Origin of the sequence: Neorhizobium phenanthreniclasticum (assembly GCF_040066075.1) — a bacterium.
GTDB lineage: Bacteria > Pseudomonadota > Alphaproteobacteria > Rhizobiales > Rhizobiaceae > Neorhizobium > Neorhizobium petrolearium.
In genome coordinates, this window is record NZ_JBEAAL010000014.1 from 16,018 (window position 1) to 30,671 (window position 14,654).

17 protein-coding genes are annotated in these 14,654 nt (G+C 61.0%); 3 read left to right on the forward strand and 14 right to left on the reverse strand.

Annotated elements, in window-relative coordinates; all coding sequences use genetic code 11:
- Positions 1-6: 6 nt before the first annotated feature.
- The 6 genes from ABK249_RS17860 to pcaD all read right to left on the reverse strand — a co-directional run bounded on the left by ABK249_RS17860 (position 7) and on the right by pcaD (position 4,988).
- A complete protein-coding gene (locus tag ABK249_RS17860) occupies positions 7-1,182 on the reverse strand; it encodes an ABC transporter substrate-binding protein (protein WP_348863537.1) in 1,176 nt (391 codons plus the stop codon).
- Between the two features lie 153 nt (positions 1,183-1,335).
- The gene (locus ABK249_RS17865) at positions 1,336-2,391 is read right to left on the reverse strand and encodes a 3-carboxy-cis,cis-muconate cycloisomerase (protein ID WP_348863538.1); all 1,056 of its coding nucleotides are present in this window, start codon (positions 2,389-2,391) and stop codon (positions 1,336-1,338) included.
- A gap of 22 nt (positions 2,392-2,413) precedes the next feature.
- Positions 2,414-3,031: a protocatechuate 3,4-dioxygenase subunit alpha gene (gene pcaG / locus ABK249_RS17870; protein WP_348863539.1), complete on the reverse strand. Its 618-nt coding sequence runs from the start codon at positions 3,029-3,031 to the stop codon at positions 2,414-2,416.
- A 3-nt stretch (positions 3,032-3,034) separates the two neighbouring features.
- Positions 3,035-3,775, reverse strand: coding sequence for a protocatechuate 3,4-dioxygenase subunit beta (gene pcaH, locus ABK249_RS17875; protein ID WP_037145280.1), 741 nt, complete (start codon positions 3,773-3,775; stop codon positions 3,035-3,037).
- Positions 3,772-4,188: a 4-carboxymuconolactone decarboxylase gene (pcaC, locus tag ABK249_RS17880; RefSeq protein WP_037145980.1), complete on the reverse strand. Its 417-nt coding sequence runs from the start codon at positions 4,186-4,188 to the stop codon at positions 3,772-3,774. The genes pcaH and pcaC overlap by 4 nt, the downstream gene beginning before the upstream one ends.
- A gap of 2 nt (positions 4,189-4,190) precedes the next feature.
- The gene (pcaD, locus tag ABK249_RS17885; protein ID WP_348863540.1) at positions 4,191-4,988 is read right to left on the reverse strand and encodes a 3-oxoadipate enol-lactonase; all 798 of its coding nucleotides are present in this window, start codon (positions 4,986-4,988) and stop codon (positions 4,191-4,193) included.
- Positions 4,989-5,082: 94 nt separating this feature from the next.
- Here pcaD and pcaQ point away from each other — a divergent pair, with 94 nt between their 5' ends.
- Positions 5,083-6,009 carry a pca operon transcription factor PcaQ gene (gene pcaQ / locus ABK249_RS17890; RefSeq protein ID WP_348863541.1) on the forward strand — a complete coding sequence of 309 codons (927 nt, stop codon included), beginning with the start codon at positions 5,083-5,085 and terminating at the stop codon, positions 6,007-6,009.
- Positions 6,010-6,017: 8 nt separating this feature from the next.
- Here the strand turns inward: pcaQ and ABK249_RS17895 are convergent, their stop codons facing one another.
- Positions 6,018-6,350 (reverse strand): hypothetical protein, encoded by a 333-nt coding sequence (locus ABK249_RS17895; RefSeq protein WP_037145277.1) that lies wholly within the window; start codon positions 6,348-6,350, stop codon positions 6,018-6,020.
- A 152-nt stretch (positions 6,351-6,502) separates the two neighbouring features.
- Here ABK249_RS17895 and ABK249_RS17900 point away from each other — a divergent pair, with 152 nt between their 5' ends.
- Positions 6,503-7,759 (forward strand): glycerate kinase type-2 family protein, encoded by a 1,257-nt coding sequence (locus tag ABK249_RS17900; protein ID WP_348863542.1) that lies wholly within the window; start codon positions 6,503-6,505, stop codon positions 7,757-7,759.
- A 59-nt stretch (positions 7,760-7,818) separates the two neighbouring features.
- Here the strand turns inward: ABK249_RS17900 and ABK249_RS17905 are convergent, their stop codons facing one another.
- The 3 genes from ABK249_RS17905 to ABK249_RS17915 form a co-directional block, all read right to left on the reverse strand.
- Positions 7,819-8,724, reverse strand: coding sequence for a S1C family serine protease (locus ABK249_RS17905; RefSeq protein WP_227705700.1), 906 nt, complete (start codon positions 8,722-8,724; stop codon positions 7,819-7,821).
- Between the two features lie 166 nt (positions 8,725-8,890).
- Entirely contained in the window at positions 8,891-9,424 is a 534-nt protein-coding gene (locus tag ABK249_RS17910) for a DUF992 domain-containing protein (protein WP_037145272.1), read from the reverse strand.
- A gap of 141 nt (positions 9,425-9,565) precedes the next feature.
- Positions 9,566-10,465 carry a helix-turn-helix domain-containing protein gene (locus ABK249_RS17915; RefSeq protein ID WP_348863543.1) on the reverse strand — a complete coding sequence of 300 codons (900 nt, stop codon included), beginning with the start codon at positions 10,463-10,465 and terminating at the stop codon, positions 9,566-9,568.
- Positions 10,466-10,576: 111 nt separating this feature from the next.
- Here ABK249_RS17915 and pobA point away from each other — a divergent pair, with 111 nt between their 5' ends.
- On the forward strand, positions 10,577-11,746 hold the full coding sequence (pobA, locus tag ABK249_RS17920; protein ID WP_037145268.1) for a 4-hydroxybenzoate 3-monooxygenase: 1,170 nt from the start codon (positions 10,577-10,579) through the stop codon (positions 11,744-11,746).
- A gap of 41 nt (positions 11,747-11,787) precedes the next feature.
- Here the strand turns inward: pobA and ABK249_RS17925 are convergent, their stop codons facing one another.
- The 4 genes from ABK249_RS17925 to ABK249_RS17940 form a co-directional block, all read right to left on the reverse strand.
- Positions 11,788-12,198 carry a TIGR02588 family protein gene (locus tag ABK249_RS17925; RefSeq protein ID WP_348863545.1) on the reverse strand — a complete coding sequence of 137 codons (411 nt, stop codon included), beginning with the start codon at positions 12,196-12,198 and terminating at the stop codon, positions 11,788-11,790.
- A gap of 11 nt (positions 12,199-12,209) precedes the next feature.
- A complete protein-coding gene (locus tag ABK249_RS17930) occupies positions 12,210-13,121 on the reverse strand; it encodes a TIGR02587 family membrane protein (protein WP_348863546.1) in 912 nt (303 codons plus the stop codon).
- Between the two features lie 126 nt (positions 13,122-13,247).
- Complete coding sequence (locus tag ABK249_RS17935) at positions 13,248-14,030, reverse strand: DUF1194 domain-containing protein (protein WP_037145264.1); 783 nt, start codon at positions 14,028-14,030, stop codon at positions 13,248-13,250.
- Between the two features lie 83 nt (positions 14,031-14,113).
- A complete protein-coding gene (locus tag ABK249_RS17940) occupies positions 14,114-14,365 on the reverse strand; it encodes a hypothetical protein (RefSeq protein ID WP_415926449.1) in 252 nt (83 codons plus the stop codon).
- Positions 14,366-14,654 lie beyond the last annotated feature (289 nt).

A 14,654-nucleotide genomic window follows, 5' to 3' on the forward strand; every position in this document is an offset into this window, starting at 1 on the left:
TCAAACTTACTTCTTCACGAAAGCCAGGCCTGGATCGCCCTGTTTCTCGAACGTCTGAATTTCCTTGTTGATGTATTTGCCGCTCTCGTCCCTGGCGACTTCACGCAGGTACACGTTCTGCGTGATATGGCGGCTCTCCGGGTCGATGGCGACTGGCCCGCGCGGGCTTGTCCAGGCAAGGCCCTTCACCGCTTCGATGGCCTTCTTGGCGTCTTTCTTACCGCCGGTCGCTTCGATCATCCTGGAGATAACATACATGCCGTCATAAGCGCCGACCGCCGGGAAGGTAAGCTCTGCGGGGTTGCCGATCGCCTTCTCGGCTGCCGCGACGAATGCCTTGTTCTCCGGCGAGTCATGCGACACGGAATAGTGATAGGTCGTCGTCAGCCCGAGGGCTGCGTCGCCGAGCGCCGGCAGGTCGGATTCGGGCGTCAGGTCGCCGGTCGCGAAGAACTTGATGCCGGCCGCCTTCAGGCCGTTGTCGTTATAGGCCTTGACGAAGGCAAGCGTCGGTGGGCCGGACGGCAGGAAGCTGAAGAGCGCTTCGGCGCCCGAATCCTTTACGCGCTGCATCAGCGGAGCGAAATCGTTGGTGGAAAGCGGCATGCGGATCGCTTCGACCACCTGGCCGCCTTCTTTCTCGAAGGCGGTCTTGAAGGCGTTTTCCGCGTCGATGCCCGGGCCGTAATCGGAAACCAGCGTGACGACCTTCGTGACACCCTGGTCCTTCGCCACTTTCGCGATCGGCGTCGTGTTCTGCCACATGGTGAAGGACGTCCGCACCACATAGGGGCTCGCGGTAACGATCGAGGACGTCGCGGCATTCATCACGACCATCGGCACGTTGCCCTGCTGCAACAGCGGCGTTGCGGCCATGGCGTCAGGGGTGAAGTAAAAGCCGGCGAGATACTGAACGCCCTCGCGCACGATGAGTTCCTGTGCCAGCGATTTCGACTGCGCCGGATCGGCCTGCGGCACGTCGCGATAGACGATCTGGATATCGTTGCCGCCGATCTCGTTGCCATTGACGGCGAGCCAGGCATCGATACCCGCCTTGAAGTTCTTGCCTTGCAAAGCAAAAGGCCCCGAGAACGGACCGATGACGCCGATCTTGATCGTATCGGCATATGCGGCACTCGATAAAACGGCGACCGCGAATGCGGTCATGATGAGTCTCTTCATAAAGCCCTCCCTAAAACCTCATCCTCGACTGCGTTTGACAGGTGCCGCAACGCCAGGATGCCGGCTTATCCTAACGGCGACCCAGAATAACACGAGGCACGTCAGTCATGAAAAGTTATTGATGCACGTGCTTACAGCCGTGTCGCCGCCGCCTCAACCCCTTCCGAGGGAGCGTATGTTATCGACAAGTTCTGCCGCAAGACGCAGCGACGCACCCGTTGCCATCACCATCGGCGGCAAGATCAGCCATTCGAGGGTCCAGGCGGCGCCTGAGCGTTCCTGTTCGTGCACCATGGCCTGCTGCATGCCGGAAAGCTGCACCGCATTGAAGCGGGCGAACGAGACCAGCACCTCGGCCGCTACCGGATTCTGCTTGTGCGCCATGGCGGAGGAGCCGCCCCCACCGGCAAGCTCCATCTCGCCGCCCATTTCGGCAAGCAGCGCCACATCCTGGCCGAACTTGCCGAGCGAGCCGGAAATCAATGCCAGGATCCCGGCAAATTCCGCCAGACGATCCCGTTGGCTCTGCCATTGCGGAGCGTCCGCAAGAGATAGTTCCCTTGCGAGCGACTTTCGCACGTCAGCCGCCTTGGTGCCCAGTTTATCAAGCGTGCCGGCCGCGCCGCCGAACTGCACAGCAAAACCGTGCTCGGAAAAGGCATCCAGCCGCTGCCGATGGCGGATGAGCGGTACGCACCACGGCCGGATGCGATCGGAAACGGTGATCGGGATTGCCGCCTGCATGCGGGTATGGCCCATCAGGGTGCGGGCGCCGAAATTGCGATCGAGAGCCACGAAGGCCTTTTCGAGAGCCGAAAGGCGTTGATCGAACAGGCCGCAGACTCTCTTTAGCCGGATTACCAGTGCCGTATCGATAACATCCTGGCTGGTTGCGCCGAAGTGCACGTATTGTGCCGCCTCGCCGCCGGCGGCCGCGCGGAGCTGCTTGACGAACTCGGCGACAACGATGCCATCGCGGCCGGTACCTTTGTGAAGCCCTGCCATGTCCGGCTTGAATGAGCCGCAGACAGTTAAGATGCGCTCCGCCGCATCCATGGGAATGACGCCGGCACCCGCCTCCGCCTTGGCGAGCGCCGCCTCGAAGGCAAGCATGGCTTCGATCTCGGCTTCCGCCGAAAACAGCTTTCCGGTCTCGTCGTCACCAACGAGACCGGACAGGAACGGGTGTTCGAAAGCCGAAACGCTCATACGGGCCCCTGATTCTTCGATCTCAGATGTCGAAGAATATGGTCTCGTTTTCACCCTGAAGATAGATGTTGAAGGTGACGGTATCGCCTTCACGCTTGCCGATCAGGGTGGGCACGCGGACACGGTGCTCGATGCGCGACAGGATCGGGTCTTCGGCATTCGCCTGCTCCTCGTCGGAGAAATACATGCGCGTGTTGAGACCGAGATTGATGCCGCGGGCGACGATCCAGAAGGTCACGTGCGGCGCCATCAGCCGCCCGTCGCGGAACGGCACGCGGCCGGGCTTGATCGTCTCGAACACGAATTCCCCGGTCTGCATGTCGCCAGGGCAGCGAGCCCAGCCGAGGAAATTCGGATCGGCCTTGCCGCGCGTCTCCGAGGGGCTGCTGTAGAAGCCGTCAGCGTCCGCCTGCCAGATCTCGATCAACGCGTCCTTGAGCGGCGTCATGGCGCCGTCATAGACGAAACCGCGAATGGTGATGCGTTCGCCGCGGGTCTTGTCGTTGACCATCGGACCGGAGCCGAGATCGGTCTCGTAGACACCGGTGATGCCGGAAAAGTTCGGCGTACAGCCGATGTGAACGTACGGACCTGCCGTCTGGGATGCAGATTCCTTGAAGTAGGTGAGCGGCTGGACCATGGATCAGTTACCTTCCTTGCGGTTCTCGAAGAATGTCGAGCGACGGCCGCGCAAGATGATGTCGAACTTGTAAGCTCTCATGTCATGAGGAATTGTGTTGTTCATGTCTAGGGCTGCGATCAGGCCCTTGATGGCGTTCTCGTCCGGGATCGTCTTCACGATGGGACAAATCCAGATCATCGGATCGCCTTCGAAATACATCTGGGTGATCAGACGCTGCGCGAAGCCGTGGCCGAAGACCGAGAAGTGGATATGCGCCGGGCGCCAGTCGTTGACGCCATTCGGCCACGGATAGGGGCCGGGCTTGATCGTCTTGAAGACGTAGCCGCCGTTCTCGTCGGTGATGGTGCGGCCGCAGCCGCCGAAGTTCGGGTCGAGCGGTGCGAGGTAGGTTTCCTTCTTGTGGCGGTAGCGCCCGCCGGCGTTCGCCTGCCAGAACTCCACCAGCGCGCCGGGAATGCCGACGCCCCGTTCATCCAGCACGCGACCGTAGACGAGGATGCGTTCACCGATCGCCATTTCGCCGGGCTTGGCGTAGTTGACGATCAGGTCGTTGTCGAACTCGCCGAGGATGTTGTGGCCGAAGACCGGACCGGTGACCTCGCTCTTGGTGCCTTCCAGCGAAATCAGCGCGCGTTGCGGCGAGCGTAACACGGAAGTCTTGTAACCCGGTGTGAACGCCGGTGGATGCCATTCCCTGTCACGAGGGAAGAAAGGTGTCGTTTCAGGCGGTGCGTTTTTCATCTTCTCTCTCCCGCGGCCTTTTCCGCGTCCATTTCAGCGTAAGTGGCTTTTGCAATCTTGAAGGCATGATTGGCGGCCGGAACGCCGGCATAAATTGCCACATGCATCAGGGCCTCGCAGATATCGTCTTTTGTCGCACCGGTATTGGCGGTTGCGCGGATATGCATGGCGACCTCGTCATAATGGCCCAGCGCTGCAAGCAGCGCGATCGTCACCATGGAACGTTCGCGCTTGGTCCAGTGCGGGCGCGACCAGACGGTACCCCAGGCGCTTTCGGTGATGAGCTCCTGAAACGGCTGGTCGAACGGCGTCCTGTTTGCCTGGGCACGGTCGACATAAGCATCGCCGAGCACGGAGCGGCGCGTCTTCATGCCCTGCGCATAGCGTTCCGACGGCGTAGAAGTCTCGGCCATATTCATTCCTTATCCAGTTGTTCAATGAAGCCGCGGATCAGCGCGGCGTGGGCGGCAGGTGTTTCAACGCACGGAATATGCGCCGCTCCCTCGATGATCTCGTAGCGGGAGCCGGGAATCAGATCGGCAAGCGACTTGACGACCTCCGGCGGTGTCGAACCGTCCTCGCGGCCGACGATGCAGAGCACCGGCACGGTGATCTTGCTTGCGGCTTCGGTAAAATCTGCATCGCGGATCGCCGCGCAGGTGCCGCTGTAGCCGAAGGTCGGCTGCCGCACCAGCATGTGACAATAGCCCTGGTAGGCGGCATTCTCCGGCTTGCGGAAGGGTTCGGTAAACCAGCGCTCCATGATCGCGTCGAGGATGCTGCCGATGCCTTTTTCCTCGACGGTGGCGATACGCGCCGCCCACATTTCGGCGGTACCGATCTTGTGCGCCGTGTTGGAAAGCACCAGCGCCTTCACGAGGTCCGGCCGGGCGGCATACAGACCCTGGGCGATCAGTCCGCCAACCGAAAGGCCGCACATGATGACCTGTGGCAATTGCAGGTGATCGAGCAGACCGGCAAGATCGGCCGCATGATCGGCAATCGAATACGGGGGGTTGCCGAGTCCGGAAAGACCATGGCCGCGCTTGTCATAGGTGAGGATTGTATAGTCCTCAGCCAGCTTCGGCAGCACGTGGTGCCAGATGCGGCTGTCGGTTCCGAGCGAATTGATGAAGACGATGACTGGCCTATCATCACCCGCACGCAGGATGTCATAATGGATAGCAATGCCATTAATGTGTACAAATTGCATCTGCGCCTCCTCTCACGTTGATAGATTGCTCTAGTTTTCGGTTAAGTAAAATGATATTTATAGCATGTTTCCTTAACCGCAAGGTTATTTGATTTTGATCAATTCGCGGATCAAGTTTCGACATCTGTATACATTCATCGAGGTCGCCCGACAGAAGAGTGTCGTCAGGGCGGCCGAAATCCTCAATGTCAGCCAGCCCGCGGTGACCAAGACGATCCGCGAACTGGAAGAGGCACTGGGTGTCGCCGTTTTCGAGCGCGAAGGGCGCGGCATCCGCATTACTCGCTACGGTGAAGTCTTCCTGCGGCATGCGGGCGCGGCACTGACGGCACTCAGGCAGGGCATGGATTCCGTCTCGCAGGAACTCTTCGATTCCGCGCCGCCTGTACGCATCGGCGCATTGCCCACCGTTTCCACCCGGATCATGCCACGGGCGATGATGCTGTTCCTTGCGGAAAAGACGGGCAGCCGGGTAAAGATCGTAACGGGAGATAATGCCGTTTTGATGGAACAACTCAGGGTGGGAGATCTCGATCTGGTCGTCGGGCGATTGGCTTCGCCGGAGAAAATGGCAGGCCTTTCCTTCGAGCATCTCTATTCCGAGCAGGTGGTCTTCATCGTCCGGCCTGGCCATCCCCTGCTCGACGGGAGGCGCTCGATCTTCGAGGGCCTGGCGGATTATCCGGTCCTGATGCCGACGCGTGGCTCGATCATCCGGCCGTCCGTGGAACAGTTCCTCATTGCCAATGGCGTTGCCACCCTGCCCGTCCAGGTGGAAACAATCTCCGATGCTTTCGGCAGGGTTTTCGTGCGCTCAAGCGAAGCGGTCTGGATCATTTCCGCCGGCGTCGTCGCAGGGGACGTCGCTGACGGAACGCTCGCGACACTACCGATCGATACCAGCGAGACCCGTGGACCGGTCGGCCTCACCATACGGGCCGATTCCAATCCTTCTGCGCCGCTTTCCATCCTCATGCAGACGATCCGCCAGGCGGCTGTGGAGATCATGCCGGGGCGATAGGTGCCACCTCAGCCCGCCTGCAGTTCGGGGAATTTCCTCTTCAGTTCGTCCATCGATGCAATCACCGCATCGTCGGCGCGAAGCGTGACGGAGATATTGTCGGCGACGTTCAGGGTCTCCTCGAAATGTACCGGCATCTGATATCCGCCTTGGCGAACCAGCGTCGCCTGCCGGCGGAAGCCGTGTTTCAGCAGCCAGTCGCGCGACGTCGTCAGACTCACCGCGACATGGAAAGCCCCGTCATCCTCCCTGCAGGCCTTGAGCTTGTAGGTTACGGGCGACCGGCTGCCGCCGATATCGATCTGGCCGGAATAACCTGCTTCCTTCAAATGCTCGGTCATGCTTCGCTCCTTTCGTTCGATGAGCCTTGAGGACAACCGACACCCATCCGCTTTGTTCCGGGCGGAAAGGCTCATGGCGATCAAGCCTGGTTGACGGCTGTCAACCACCGTGATCGAAAAGGCCGAGCGATGAAAAGAGGAGGAAAGAGGCGATGAAGGATCGGGAATTGCTGGAGGCGCTGTTTGACGCTGCGGTGAAGGCCGCCGATCCCCTGACCGGCATCAGGAAATACCTGCCCTCCCCGCCGAAAAGCGGTCGCACCGTCGTCATCGGCGCCGGCAAGGGAGCGGCACAAATGGCTGCTGCCCTCGAGAGCGTATGGCCAGGCCCGCTCTCCGGCGTCGTCGTGACCCGCTACGGCTATGGCTGCGAAACGAAGTCGATCGAGATCCTCGAAGCCTCGCACCCTGTGCCCGATGCGGCAGGCCTTGCCGGTGCGAAGCGGCTTGTCGGGGCGATCTCGGGCCTTTCCGAGGATGATCTCGTCATCGCGCTGATCTGCGGCGGCGGGTCGGCCCTGCTGCCCGCGCCGCCGGAAGGCTTGACGCTTGAAGATGAGATCACCCTCAACGAGGCGCTGCTTGCCTCCGGTGCGCCAATCTCCGCAATGAACGTGGTCAGAAAACACCTTTCAACCATCAAGGGCGGCCGTCTCGCCGCAGCCACGAAGGCCCGCGTCGTCAGCCTGATCGTCTCGGATATTCCGGGTGACAATCCGGCCTTCGTCGCGTCGGGTCCGACCATTCCGGATGCCACGACGAGGCAGGAAGCGCTGGCGATTATCGAGCAGTATCGGCTGATGCTGTCGGAAAAAATGATCGCACATCTGAACTCGCCGGCGGCCGACGCTCCGAAGCCGGATGATCCGGTCTTTGCCCGCCACGAACATTATGTCATCGCTTCTGCCGGCGTATCGCTGGAAGCAGCGGCAGCGGTCGCCCGCTCCCACGGCGTCACGCCTCACATTCTTTCCGATTCCGTCGAAGGCGAATCCCGCGATGTGGCGCTGGTGCATGCGGCGCTCGCCCGCGAGGTGGCGCTGCGCGACCGGCCCTTCGCCAAGCCTGCCGTGCTGCTTTCCGGCGGCGAGACGACGGTTACGCTCAGGAGCAAAGGGGGCAAGGGCGGCCGCAATGGCGAATTTGCCCTGGCCTTTGCGCTGGCGATCGACGGTCACCACATCACTGCGCTTGCCGCCGATACGGACGGGATCGATGGATCGGAGACCAATGCGGGCGCCTTTGCCGACGGCACGAGCACGCGTCGCCTGCGGATTGCGGGCCTGGACGGCAGAAAGCTGCTCGACGGCAATGACAGCTTTTCCGGTTTCTCCGCCATCGACGACCTGTTTTCCACCGGCCCGACCGGCACGAATGTCAACGATTTCCGGGCAATATTGGTGAGGTAATACCTGTTCCTTGTGGCAGGGCAAGCCACACGCGGGAAAGGGTGACGTGCCTCAAGCCGCTACTGCAATTGTGGCTTGTGCAGGAAATCGTTGCGGTCCGCAGACTTTACCCGCAGCCAGGCTTCACGGCCGTCGCGCAGGATGCGCATGGGGATTTCCGATCCCGGAGGGCCGCTTTCCCAGACCTTTCGGTAGAAGTCGGCAAGCCCGTCGACTTCGCCGTCGCGGATCTCCGAAATCACGTCGCCGCGCTTCAATCCCGCCTTTGCGGCTGGTCCGTTCTCGGTAACGCTCATGACGATGACCTCGCCATTGCTCTCGGCTGAGAAGGCTCCGAGCCATGGTCGCGGCTGCCTGTTGATTTCGCCGCGGTTCAGCACATCGTCGAGGATCGGACGAAGCAGGTTGATCGGCACGGCCATGTTGATGTCGGCGACTTCGCCGCCTTTGCTCATCTGCAGACGCAGCGATCCGATGCCGATGAGCTTGCCTTCCGCATCGATCAACGCTGCGCCGCCCCAGGAGGGATGCGCGGGTGCGATGAAGATCGCTTCATCGAGAAGATATTCCCAGTAGCCGGCGAATTCCTGCTTGGCGACGATATTGCCGCGGACATATTCACCCTCACCATCGGCAAAGACGATCGGATCGCCGACCTGCGCGCTGTCGGAGTCGCCCATTTCCAGCGCCGGAAGGTCAAGCGGGCTAAGCGCCTGCACGAGGCCAAAACCGCTTTCCTGGTCGTAGGCGAGCGCATGGGCGGGCACCACGCGCCCGTCACGACGCGTCAACCAGACCTCCTCGGCCTCGGTGATGAGATAGCCGATCGTCAGCACCAGTCCGTTGTCGCGGATCACGACGCCGTTTCCTTCCCGACGGGTGCCGAGCGTATTTGCCGTGAAGGCATTATCCGGAATTGAGGCGCGCACGGCCACGACCGACCGCAAAATTTTCTCGATATCCATGATGCAATTCCTGATGGGCGAAAGACGACCCGAAACCCATAAGGGCCTGCAGGGCCGAACCGTACCTTATCTAAGGTATGAATGTGACCGGCATGACGCAAGGCCTCCGCCTATCAGGATATCCCGCCGTCCTCCCCTTTCAGGGAGAGCGGCGTCCCTGCAAGCTTCAGCTTGCCGGTGTCAAAGTCACCGACGTTCCGGTGGCGGCGACGTTCAGGCCAAGCTGGCCGGTGACGCTCACCGTCTGCAGGTGAATGGAGCCCGAGGTGCCGCCGACGAGAATATTGGCACCGATGCCCGCACCGACGGTCGCTTCCGCTGTGGCACCCTGGTAGAGACCGCCGAGCGAACCATGATGGTAACCGGCGGTCGGGGCGAAGACAGCCCAGATCAGGCGCGAGCGCGTCGTGAAACCAAGGTCGACGCCCATCTTGCGGACGACTCCGGTATAGTGGTCAAGCGGTTCGCTGCCGATCGCAGAAGTGAAGACGCAATCGGCTTCCTTGGCGGAGCCAAGGACATAACCGACACCGCCGCCGATCGAGCAATCGAGATAGCCTATGCGCACGCCACCGCGCTGGTCGGGCTCTTCATAGACCGGAACCTGGTCCCGACGGGAAATCACGTCGGCGGAAAAGGCCGTTCCCGCGCTCGTCAGAACCGGAAGAGCGGCAAGCGCCACGGCAGTAAATCTTTTCATCCCTGTACTCCTTCAATTATTCGCGGTCCGGCCATCGCGATTCGGTCGAGCCGGCCAGCTAGCGATGGGCAACGCATGTGGCGGAAGAATGATCCCGTGTTGCAGCACACAAATTGTCACAGGCGCGCGTGGAATGTGAGCTTATTCAACCGGGCTCTCCACCTGCCGCAGGCTCGCACGCTCCGCTTCGCGATATTGGCGTGGTGTCTGGCCGGTGCGTTTCCTGAAGCAGCGGGAGAAATAGGCCGCGTCGGAAAAGCCGAGTCCATCGGCGATCGCCTGAACGCTTGCCGTGGTGAAGACGAGCGCGCGGCGGGCCTCGTCGACCACGCGCGCCATGATGAGATCGTGAACGCTCATGCCGGTCACCTCACGCACCACGCGGTTCAGATGCGTCGGGGAAAGGTTCAGGAGTTTCGCATAGGCCTCCGCCGGAAGCTGATCACGGAAATGCCGGCCGATCAGGTCCTTCAGCGCCTCGACGCGTGCAAGATTGACGTCGCCCGCAGCGCCACTGCTATCGACGCCGGCCAGCCGACCGAGGATGAGGATCGCCGCCGTCAGATAGGCTTCGACGAGATCGTTGCGGCTCGCGCGCTGTGCCTCGAATTCGGCAAACAGGCGTGAGAAAGTCTCGTCGAGATAGTCTGCATCCTCGCCAGCCGGCAGCGGTATCATCCTAGGGGTCGACAGCCAGTCGCCGGGCCGTTTGGCAAGTCCGGCGGTCAGCCGCAACCGCTCTGCGACCAGAGTGATCACCATTCCGTCGATGTCGCGGGAGAAGCGGAAGCCGTGGCTGACGCCCGGCGGTACGGCAACGACGCAGGGGGGAACGAGCGTGACGGTCGAGGCGCTGAGGATTGCATCGCCAGATCCGTTCCGAATGTACAGGAATTGCTGGAAGCTCTCGTGGCGATGGCGGCCGATTTCCCACTGGTGCGCGCTGCTGCGCGAAGCGATCGTTTCGCAATGCAGCCAGAAATCGGGCCGCCTTGTGCGGTTCTCGCCATAGAGATCGTAAGTCGGGACCGGCGCAAGCATCGTGGCCTCCAATAGGGCAATGTTCGTTTTGTCCTATAGATTGCGTGAAATGTCCATTGTCCGGGACCCTGATCGTGCGCTTATCAAGGAACAAGAATTCGGGAGGATTTCATGCGCACCCAAGTCGCCATTATCGGTTCCGGTCCGGCCGGCCTGCTGCTCGGTCAACTGCTTACAAATGCCGGCATCGACAACATTATCCTCGATCGCGTCAGCAAGGATTACATTCTCGGCCGCGTGCGTGCCGGTGTGCTGGAAGAAGGCATGGTCGACATGCTCGATCGCGCCGGGGCTGGCGAACGCATGCACAGGGAAGGTTTGCCGCATGACGGCTTCTCGCTCGCTTTCGACGGCCGCGACCACCGCATCGACCTTTTCGGGCTGACCGGAAGACGTGTCATGGTCTATGGTCAGACGGAGCTTACCCATGACCTGATGGACAAACGCGAGGCTTCCGGCGGCAGTTCGGTCTATGAGGCAACCAACGTCACGCCGCACGATTTCGACGGGGCCGGCCCCTACGTCACCTACGAGAAGGACGGCGTCACCCACCGGATCGACTGCGACTTCATCGCCGGGTGCGACGGGTATCACGGCGTGAGCCGGAAATCGGTACCGGAGAGCGCGCTGAGGACCTACGAGCGGATCTATCCCTTCGGGTGGCTCGGCATTCTCGCCGAGGTGCCGCCGGTCAGCCACGAGCTGATCTATGCCAACCATCCCCGCGGCTTCGCGCTCTGTTCAATGCGCTCCCATACCCGCAGCCGCTACTATATCCAGTGTGCGCTGGACGAGAAGATCGAAGACTGGTCCGACGACCGCTTCTATGACGAATTGCGCCGCCGGCTGCCTGCCGAGCATGCCGAAAACATGGTGACCGGCCCCTCCTTCGAAAAGTCCATCGCGCCGCTCAGATCCTTCGTCGCCGAACCGATGCGCTTCGGCAAGCTGTTCCTTGTCGGTGACGCGGCTCATATCGTGCCACCGACCGGCGCCAAGGGCCTGAACCTCGCGGCGAGCGACGTCTACTACCTCTTCGACGGCCTGCTGGGCTACTACGCGGATAAATCCTTAGCCGGAATCGACGCCTATTCGGAGCGGGCGCTGAAGCGGGTCTGGCGCGCCGTGCGCTTCTCCTGGTCTATGACCACGATGCTGCACCGTTTCCCCGATACCGGCGAATTCGGCCAGAAGATACAGGAGACGGAGCTCGATTATCTCGTCAGTTCCAAGGCTGCTTCCACGGCGCTCGCCGAGAACTATGTCGGCTTGCCGTACTAAGCCGTTCCGGCCTCTGCTGAAGGGATGTACGGCCTGCTCCCCTACGGATCCGTATAGCCTATCGCCCGGACCCTGACCTCCCGTGCACCCGGATCCTGCGAGAACAGGATTGCGCCGGAGGCATTCGATTCCGCCGGCACGTAATCGAAGGTCACATCCGCATCCTCGATCATTTCGCCGCCATCAAGGATTTCGCCGCGCACCATGACTGCGGCTGCTGTTGTGGTTGCCTTGTTGGTGATCTCGAATTCGACCCGATACCCCCCTTCGACCAGTGTTCGTCGGGTCACTGCAATCGAGAATTCCGGCGGCAGACCATCCTTCCTCAGTGCTTCCCAACCCACCCATGTGATCATCGCAAGCACCACCAGTGCGGAGATCATGCCGGTCGCCCATTCGATCCAATGGGGTTCCTGCGTTTCGGTGTGGCGTCCATGAGCGGTGATCGTCATCGGTTCACTCGTCACAAGATGAGGCGGGCAGCGGCCGCCCCGATAGCGCCGGGGAAGGAGAGCACGATCGCGGATATTAGCATCTGCGTCGGCGCGCTGTCATCCAGCCGCCCGAATGTCCACAGAACGTAGAGGCTGATCAGCATCGCGACCAAGTAACCCGGCAGGGTGAAGCGGAAGAAGGCGTGCCATCGGGGCGTTTCACCCGGCATTTCGTGTGTGCCCTTGAAGGCAACCGCGTAGACGAAGCCGTGCATGATGGCGATCGATACGACGATCGTCGCAAGCGCATGCCAGGGCGTCATCTTGTAGGCGATCAGGATGATTTCCTCCGTCGGCGCGACATTGAGGCTGAGGAAGAGCGCGCCGACCGCCATGAGGAAAAGCTCCCGGCTGTAGTTGATGGAGAGCTCATTCGGCACCGCATTGCCCTCTTTTCCCTGATCTGCTTCTTCTCCTTTCGGATCATCCTTATCGCTGTCGCCGTTTCCGCCTGCCTGGCCGCCGAGCTGGGAGCGACCGAGCAGAGCGCCGATACTCGCGGGTACTGACTGGATGGCGGTCTTGCCGAGCATTTCCGAGAACGGCATATGCAGCTTGATGTTGCCGAGCAGAACGAGGATTGTAGCGCTCATGACGATGCCGAGCCCATAAGCGATTGCTGCATCGCGGAAAGCCTCCCTCCATGTGGAGGTTCGCTCGAAGCCGATGCGATCGGCCAGTATCACGAGAAGCGGGATATTGACGATCAGAAGCAACAGCAGGCGATATTGCTCGATATAGAAGCCGAGGTGCCAGAGTTCCATGGTCATCAGCATGGGTATGCCGAACAGCATGGCACCAGCCGCGCCGCGGCCGAGCCCGACCAGGAAATGATGGAATTCGCCTGCGCCGCTGCCAGGCGCCGCTGCCACGCCACTCAACTCCGCTTTCCTCCATCCGACAAGCGGACAGAAACTCGCAGGCCTGCCGAAATGTTCCCGCTCGGCCATCGAACCGGGAGGGCAAGTCCGATCTGATCAGGGTAATGTGAGAGCTTGCGGAATGACTCAGCGGTCGAAGAGATCCTGCCACTGCCTTTCCCCCACCAGGCAGTCAGTCGCCGGTTGGGTGCCGGCGGTCTTCTGCACGGTTGCAGGCGGCGTAAGGCTGCTGATCTCCATGACCAGTTTGCGGCGCACGGCGACCGCGAAATCTTCGATCTTGTGAACCGGCAGCACGAAAGAGCCGGGACCACCGATCACGCAATCGGCGTAGTATTTGTCGAGCCCGCCCTGCGCTCCCGAAGGGCGCAGCATGATCGCCAAGCCATTGACGATGAGGCCGGCCTCCACCGCCTTGTCGCGGGCCGGCACAACGGGATTGCCGGCATTGTTCGGACCGTCGCCGGAAACATCGATGACCTGCCGCGTGCCGCTATAGGAGTTGGCGACGAGCATCGTGGCACCTTGTACGATCGCCGCGGAAATCGAAGTTCGGCGCTGGGAATTGATCGGCCGCGCCTCCAGCTTGTTGGCGAAATCGATCGCGTCCTGCTCGTTCTCGATCACCTGCCAGTCAATGACGGAATCGGGCACCACGTCGCCTGCCCATTCGAAATAGCTGATGGCGATCTTCCCGATGAGCCCGGTCTTCACCGCGTCGATGAATTCCCTGTGCTTGAGCGCCGCGACATAACCCTCGCGCTGGATGCGGACCTCCTCGTAGTCCATGGAACGGGACGTATCGACTGCGAGAACCAGCTCGACATCCACCTCGCCGCCTCCCGCCTGCGCGATCATCGGGCCGGCTGCGGCAGAGAGGCCCATCAGCATCGCGAGTGTTGTAAGCATAGGCGATCCAATCACTGCGTCTCGTCGTGATGAAACTGTAACACAGGTTGGTTCGAGGGCGACTCCCGGCCGCAGGCCGCCCTTCAACTTTCAGTGATTGGATCATTCCCCGCTCGCGTCACCGGTGCCTTCGCCCCTCGCGTCAACGCTTCGACGAGGCAATCCATGATTGCCTGGCGCAGCGCATAGGTATTGGCGTTGGTCCGTTTATAGTCCAGGCACTGAGCCGCCTCCACCAGGCTCATTCCCTGGTGGACAACGATCTGATGGGCGCGGTTCATCGCCCAGTGCTCGATCGAGTGACTCTCTTCAATGGCATGACTTTGCTCGCTCAAAGCAGCCTCGCCGGAAGGTTAGCAGTATTGCCGCGAATCAATTCACAATTGAAAGGTTAACGCAGCAGTCCACATTCGTGAATCCTGTCTTTCTTAATTTCTTGAGTAGAAGAGAAGAATTTATCGAGCCGCTTCGATCCCTATGATTTTTTGGGATTACAATTGCCGAGCGGGCCGGAAGGTGACGACCGACGAAGACAAGGCAATCCTCCAACACACCGTCCGCGGAGGTGGCTCCGCGCTTCTTCGTGCCGGGTCGGATCGCCCCTATGGAATATAACGAACTGTG

Excerpts from the sequence above, each read along its gene's own strand:
- ABK249_RS17900 (WP_348863542.1), top strand. The coding sequence starts at position 6,503 with ATGAAGGATCGGGAATTGCTGGAGGCGCTGTTTGACGCTGCGGTGAAG.
- ABK249_RS17860 (WP_348863537.1), bottom strand. The coding sequence starts at position 1,182 with ATGAAGAGACTCATCATGACCGCATTCGCGGTCGCCGTTTTATCGAGT.
- ABK249_RS17925 (WP_348863545.1), bottom strand. The coding sequence starts at position 12,198 with ATGACGATCACCGCTCATGGACGCCACACCGAAACGCAGGAACCCCAT.
- pcaH (WP_037145280.1), bottom strand. The coding sequence starts at position 3,775 with ATGAAAAACGCACCGCCTGAAACGACACCTTTCTTCCCTCGTGACAGG.
- pcaD (WP_348863540.1), bottom strand. The coding sequence starts at position 4,988 with ATGCAATTTGTACACATTAATGGCATTGCTATCCATTATGACATCCTG.
- ABK249_RS17935 (WP_037145264.1), bottom strand. The coding sequence starts at position 14,030 with ATGCTTACAACACTCGCGATGCTGATGGGCCTCTCTGCCGCAGCCGGC.
- ABK249_RS17910 (WP_037145272.1), bottom strand. The coding sequence starts at position 9,424 with ATGAAAAGATTTACTGCCGTGGCGCTTGCCGCTCTTCCGGTTCTGACG.
- pcaG (WP_348863539.1), bottom strand. The coding sequence starts at position 3,031 with ATGGTCCAGCCGCTCACCTACTTCAAGGAATCTGCATCCCAGACGGCA.
- pcaC (WP_037145980.1), bottom strand. The coding sequence starts at position 4,188 with ATGGCCGAGACTTCTACGCCGTCGGAACGCTATGCGCAGGGCATGAAG.
- ABK249_RS17915 (WP_348863543.1), bottom strand. The coding sequence starts at position 10,465 with ATGCTTGCGCCGGTCCCGACTTACGATCTCTATGGCGAGAACCGCACA.
- ABK249_RS17865 (WP_348863538.1), bottom strand. The coding sequence starts at position 2,391 with ATGAGCGTTTCGGCTTTCGAACACCCGTTCCTGTCCGGTCTCGTTGGT.
- pobA (WP_037145268.1), top strand. The coding sequence starts at position 10,577 with ATGCGCACCCAAGTCGCCATTATCGGTTCCGGTCCGGCCGGCCTGCTG.
- ABK249_RS17895 (WP_037145277.1), bottom strand. The coding sequence starts at position 6,350 with ATGACCGAGCATTTGAAGGAAGCAGGTTATTCCGGCCAGATCGATATC.
- ABK249_RS17905 (WP_227705700.1), bottom strand. The coding sequence starts at position 8,724 with ATGGATATCGAGAAAATTTTGCGGTCGGTCGTGGCCGTGCGCGCCTCA.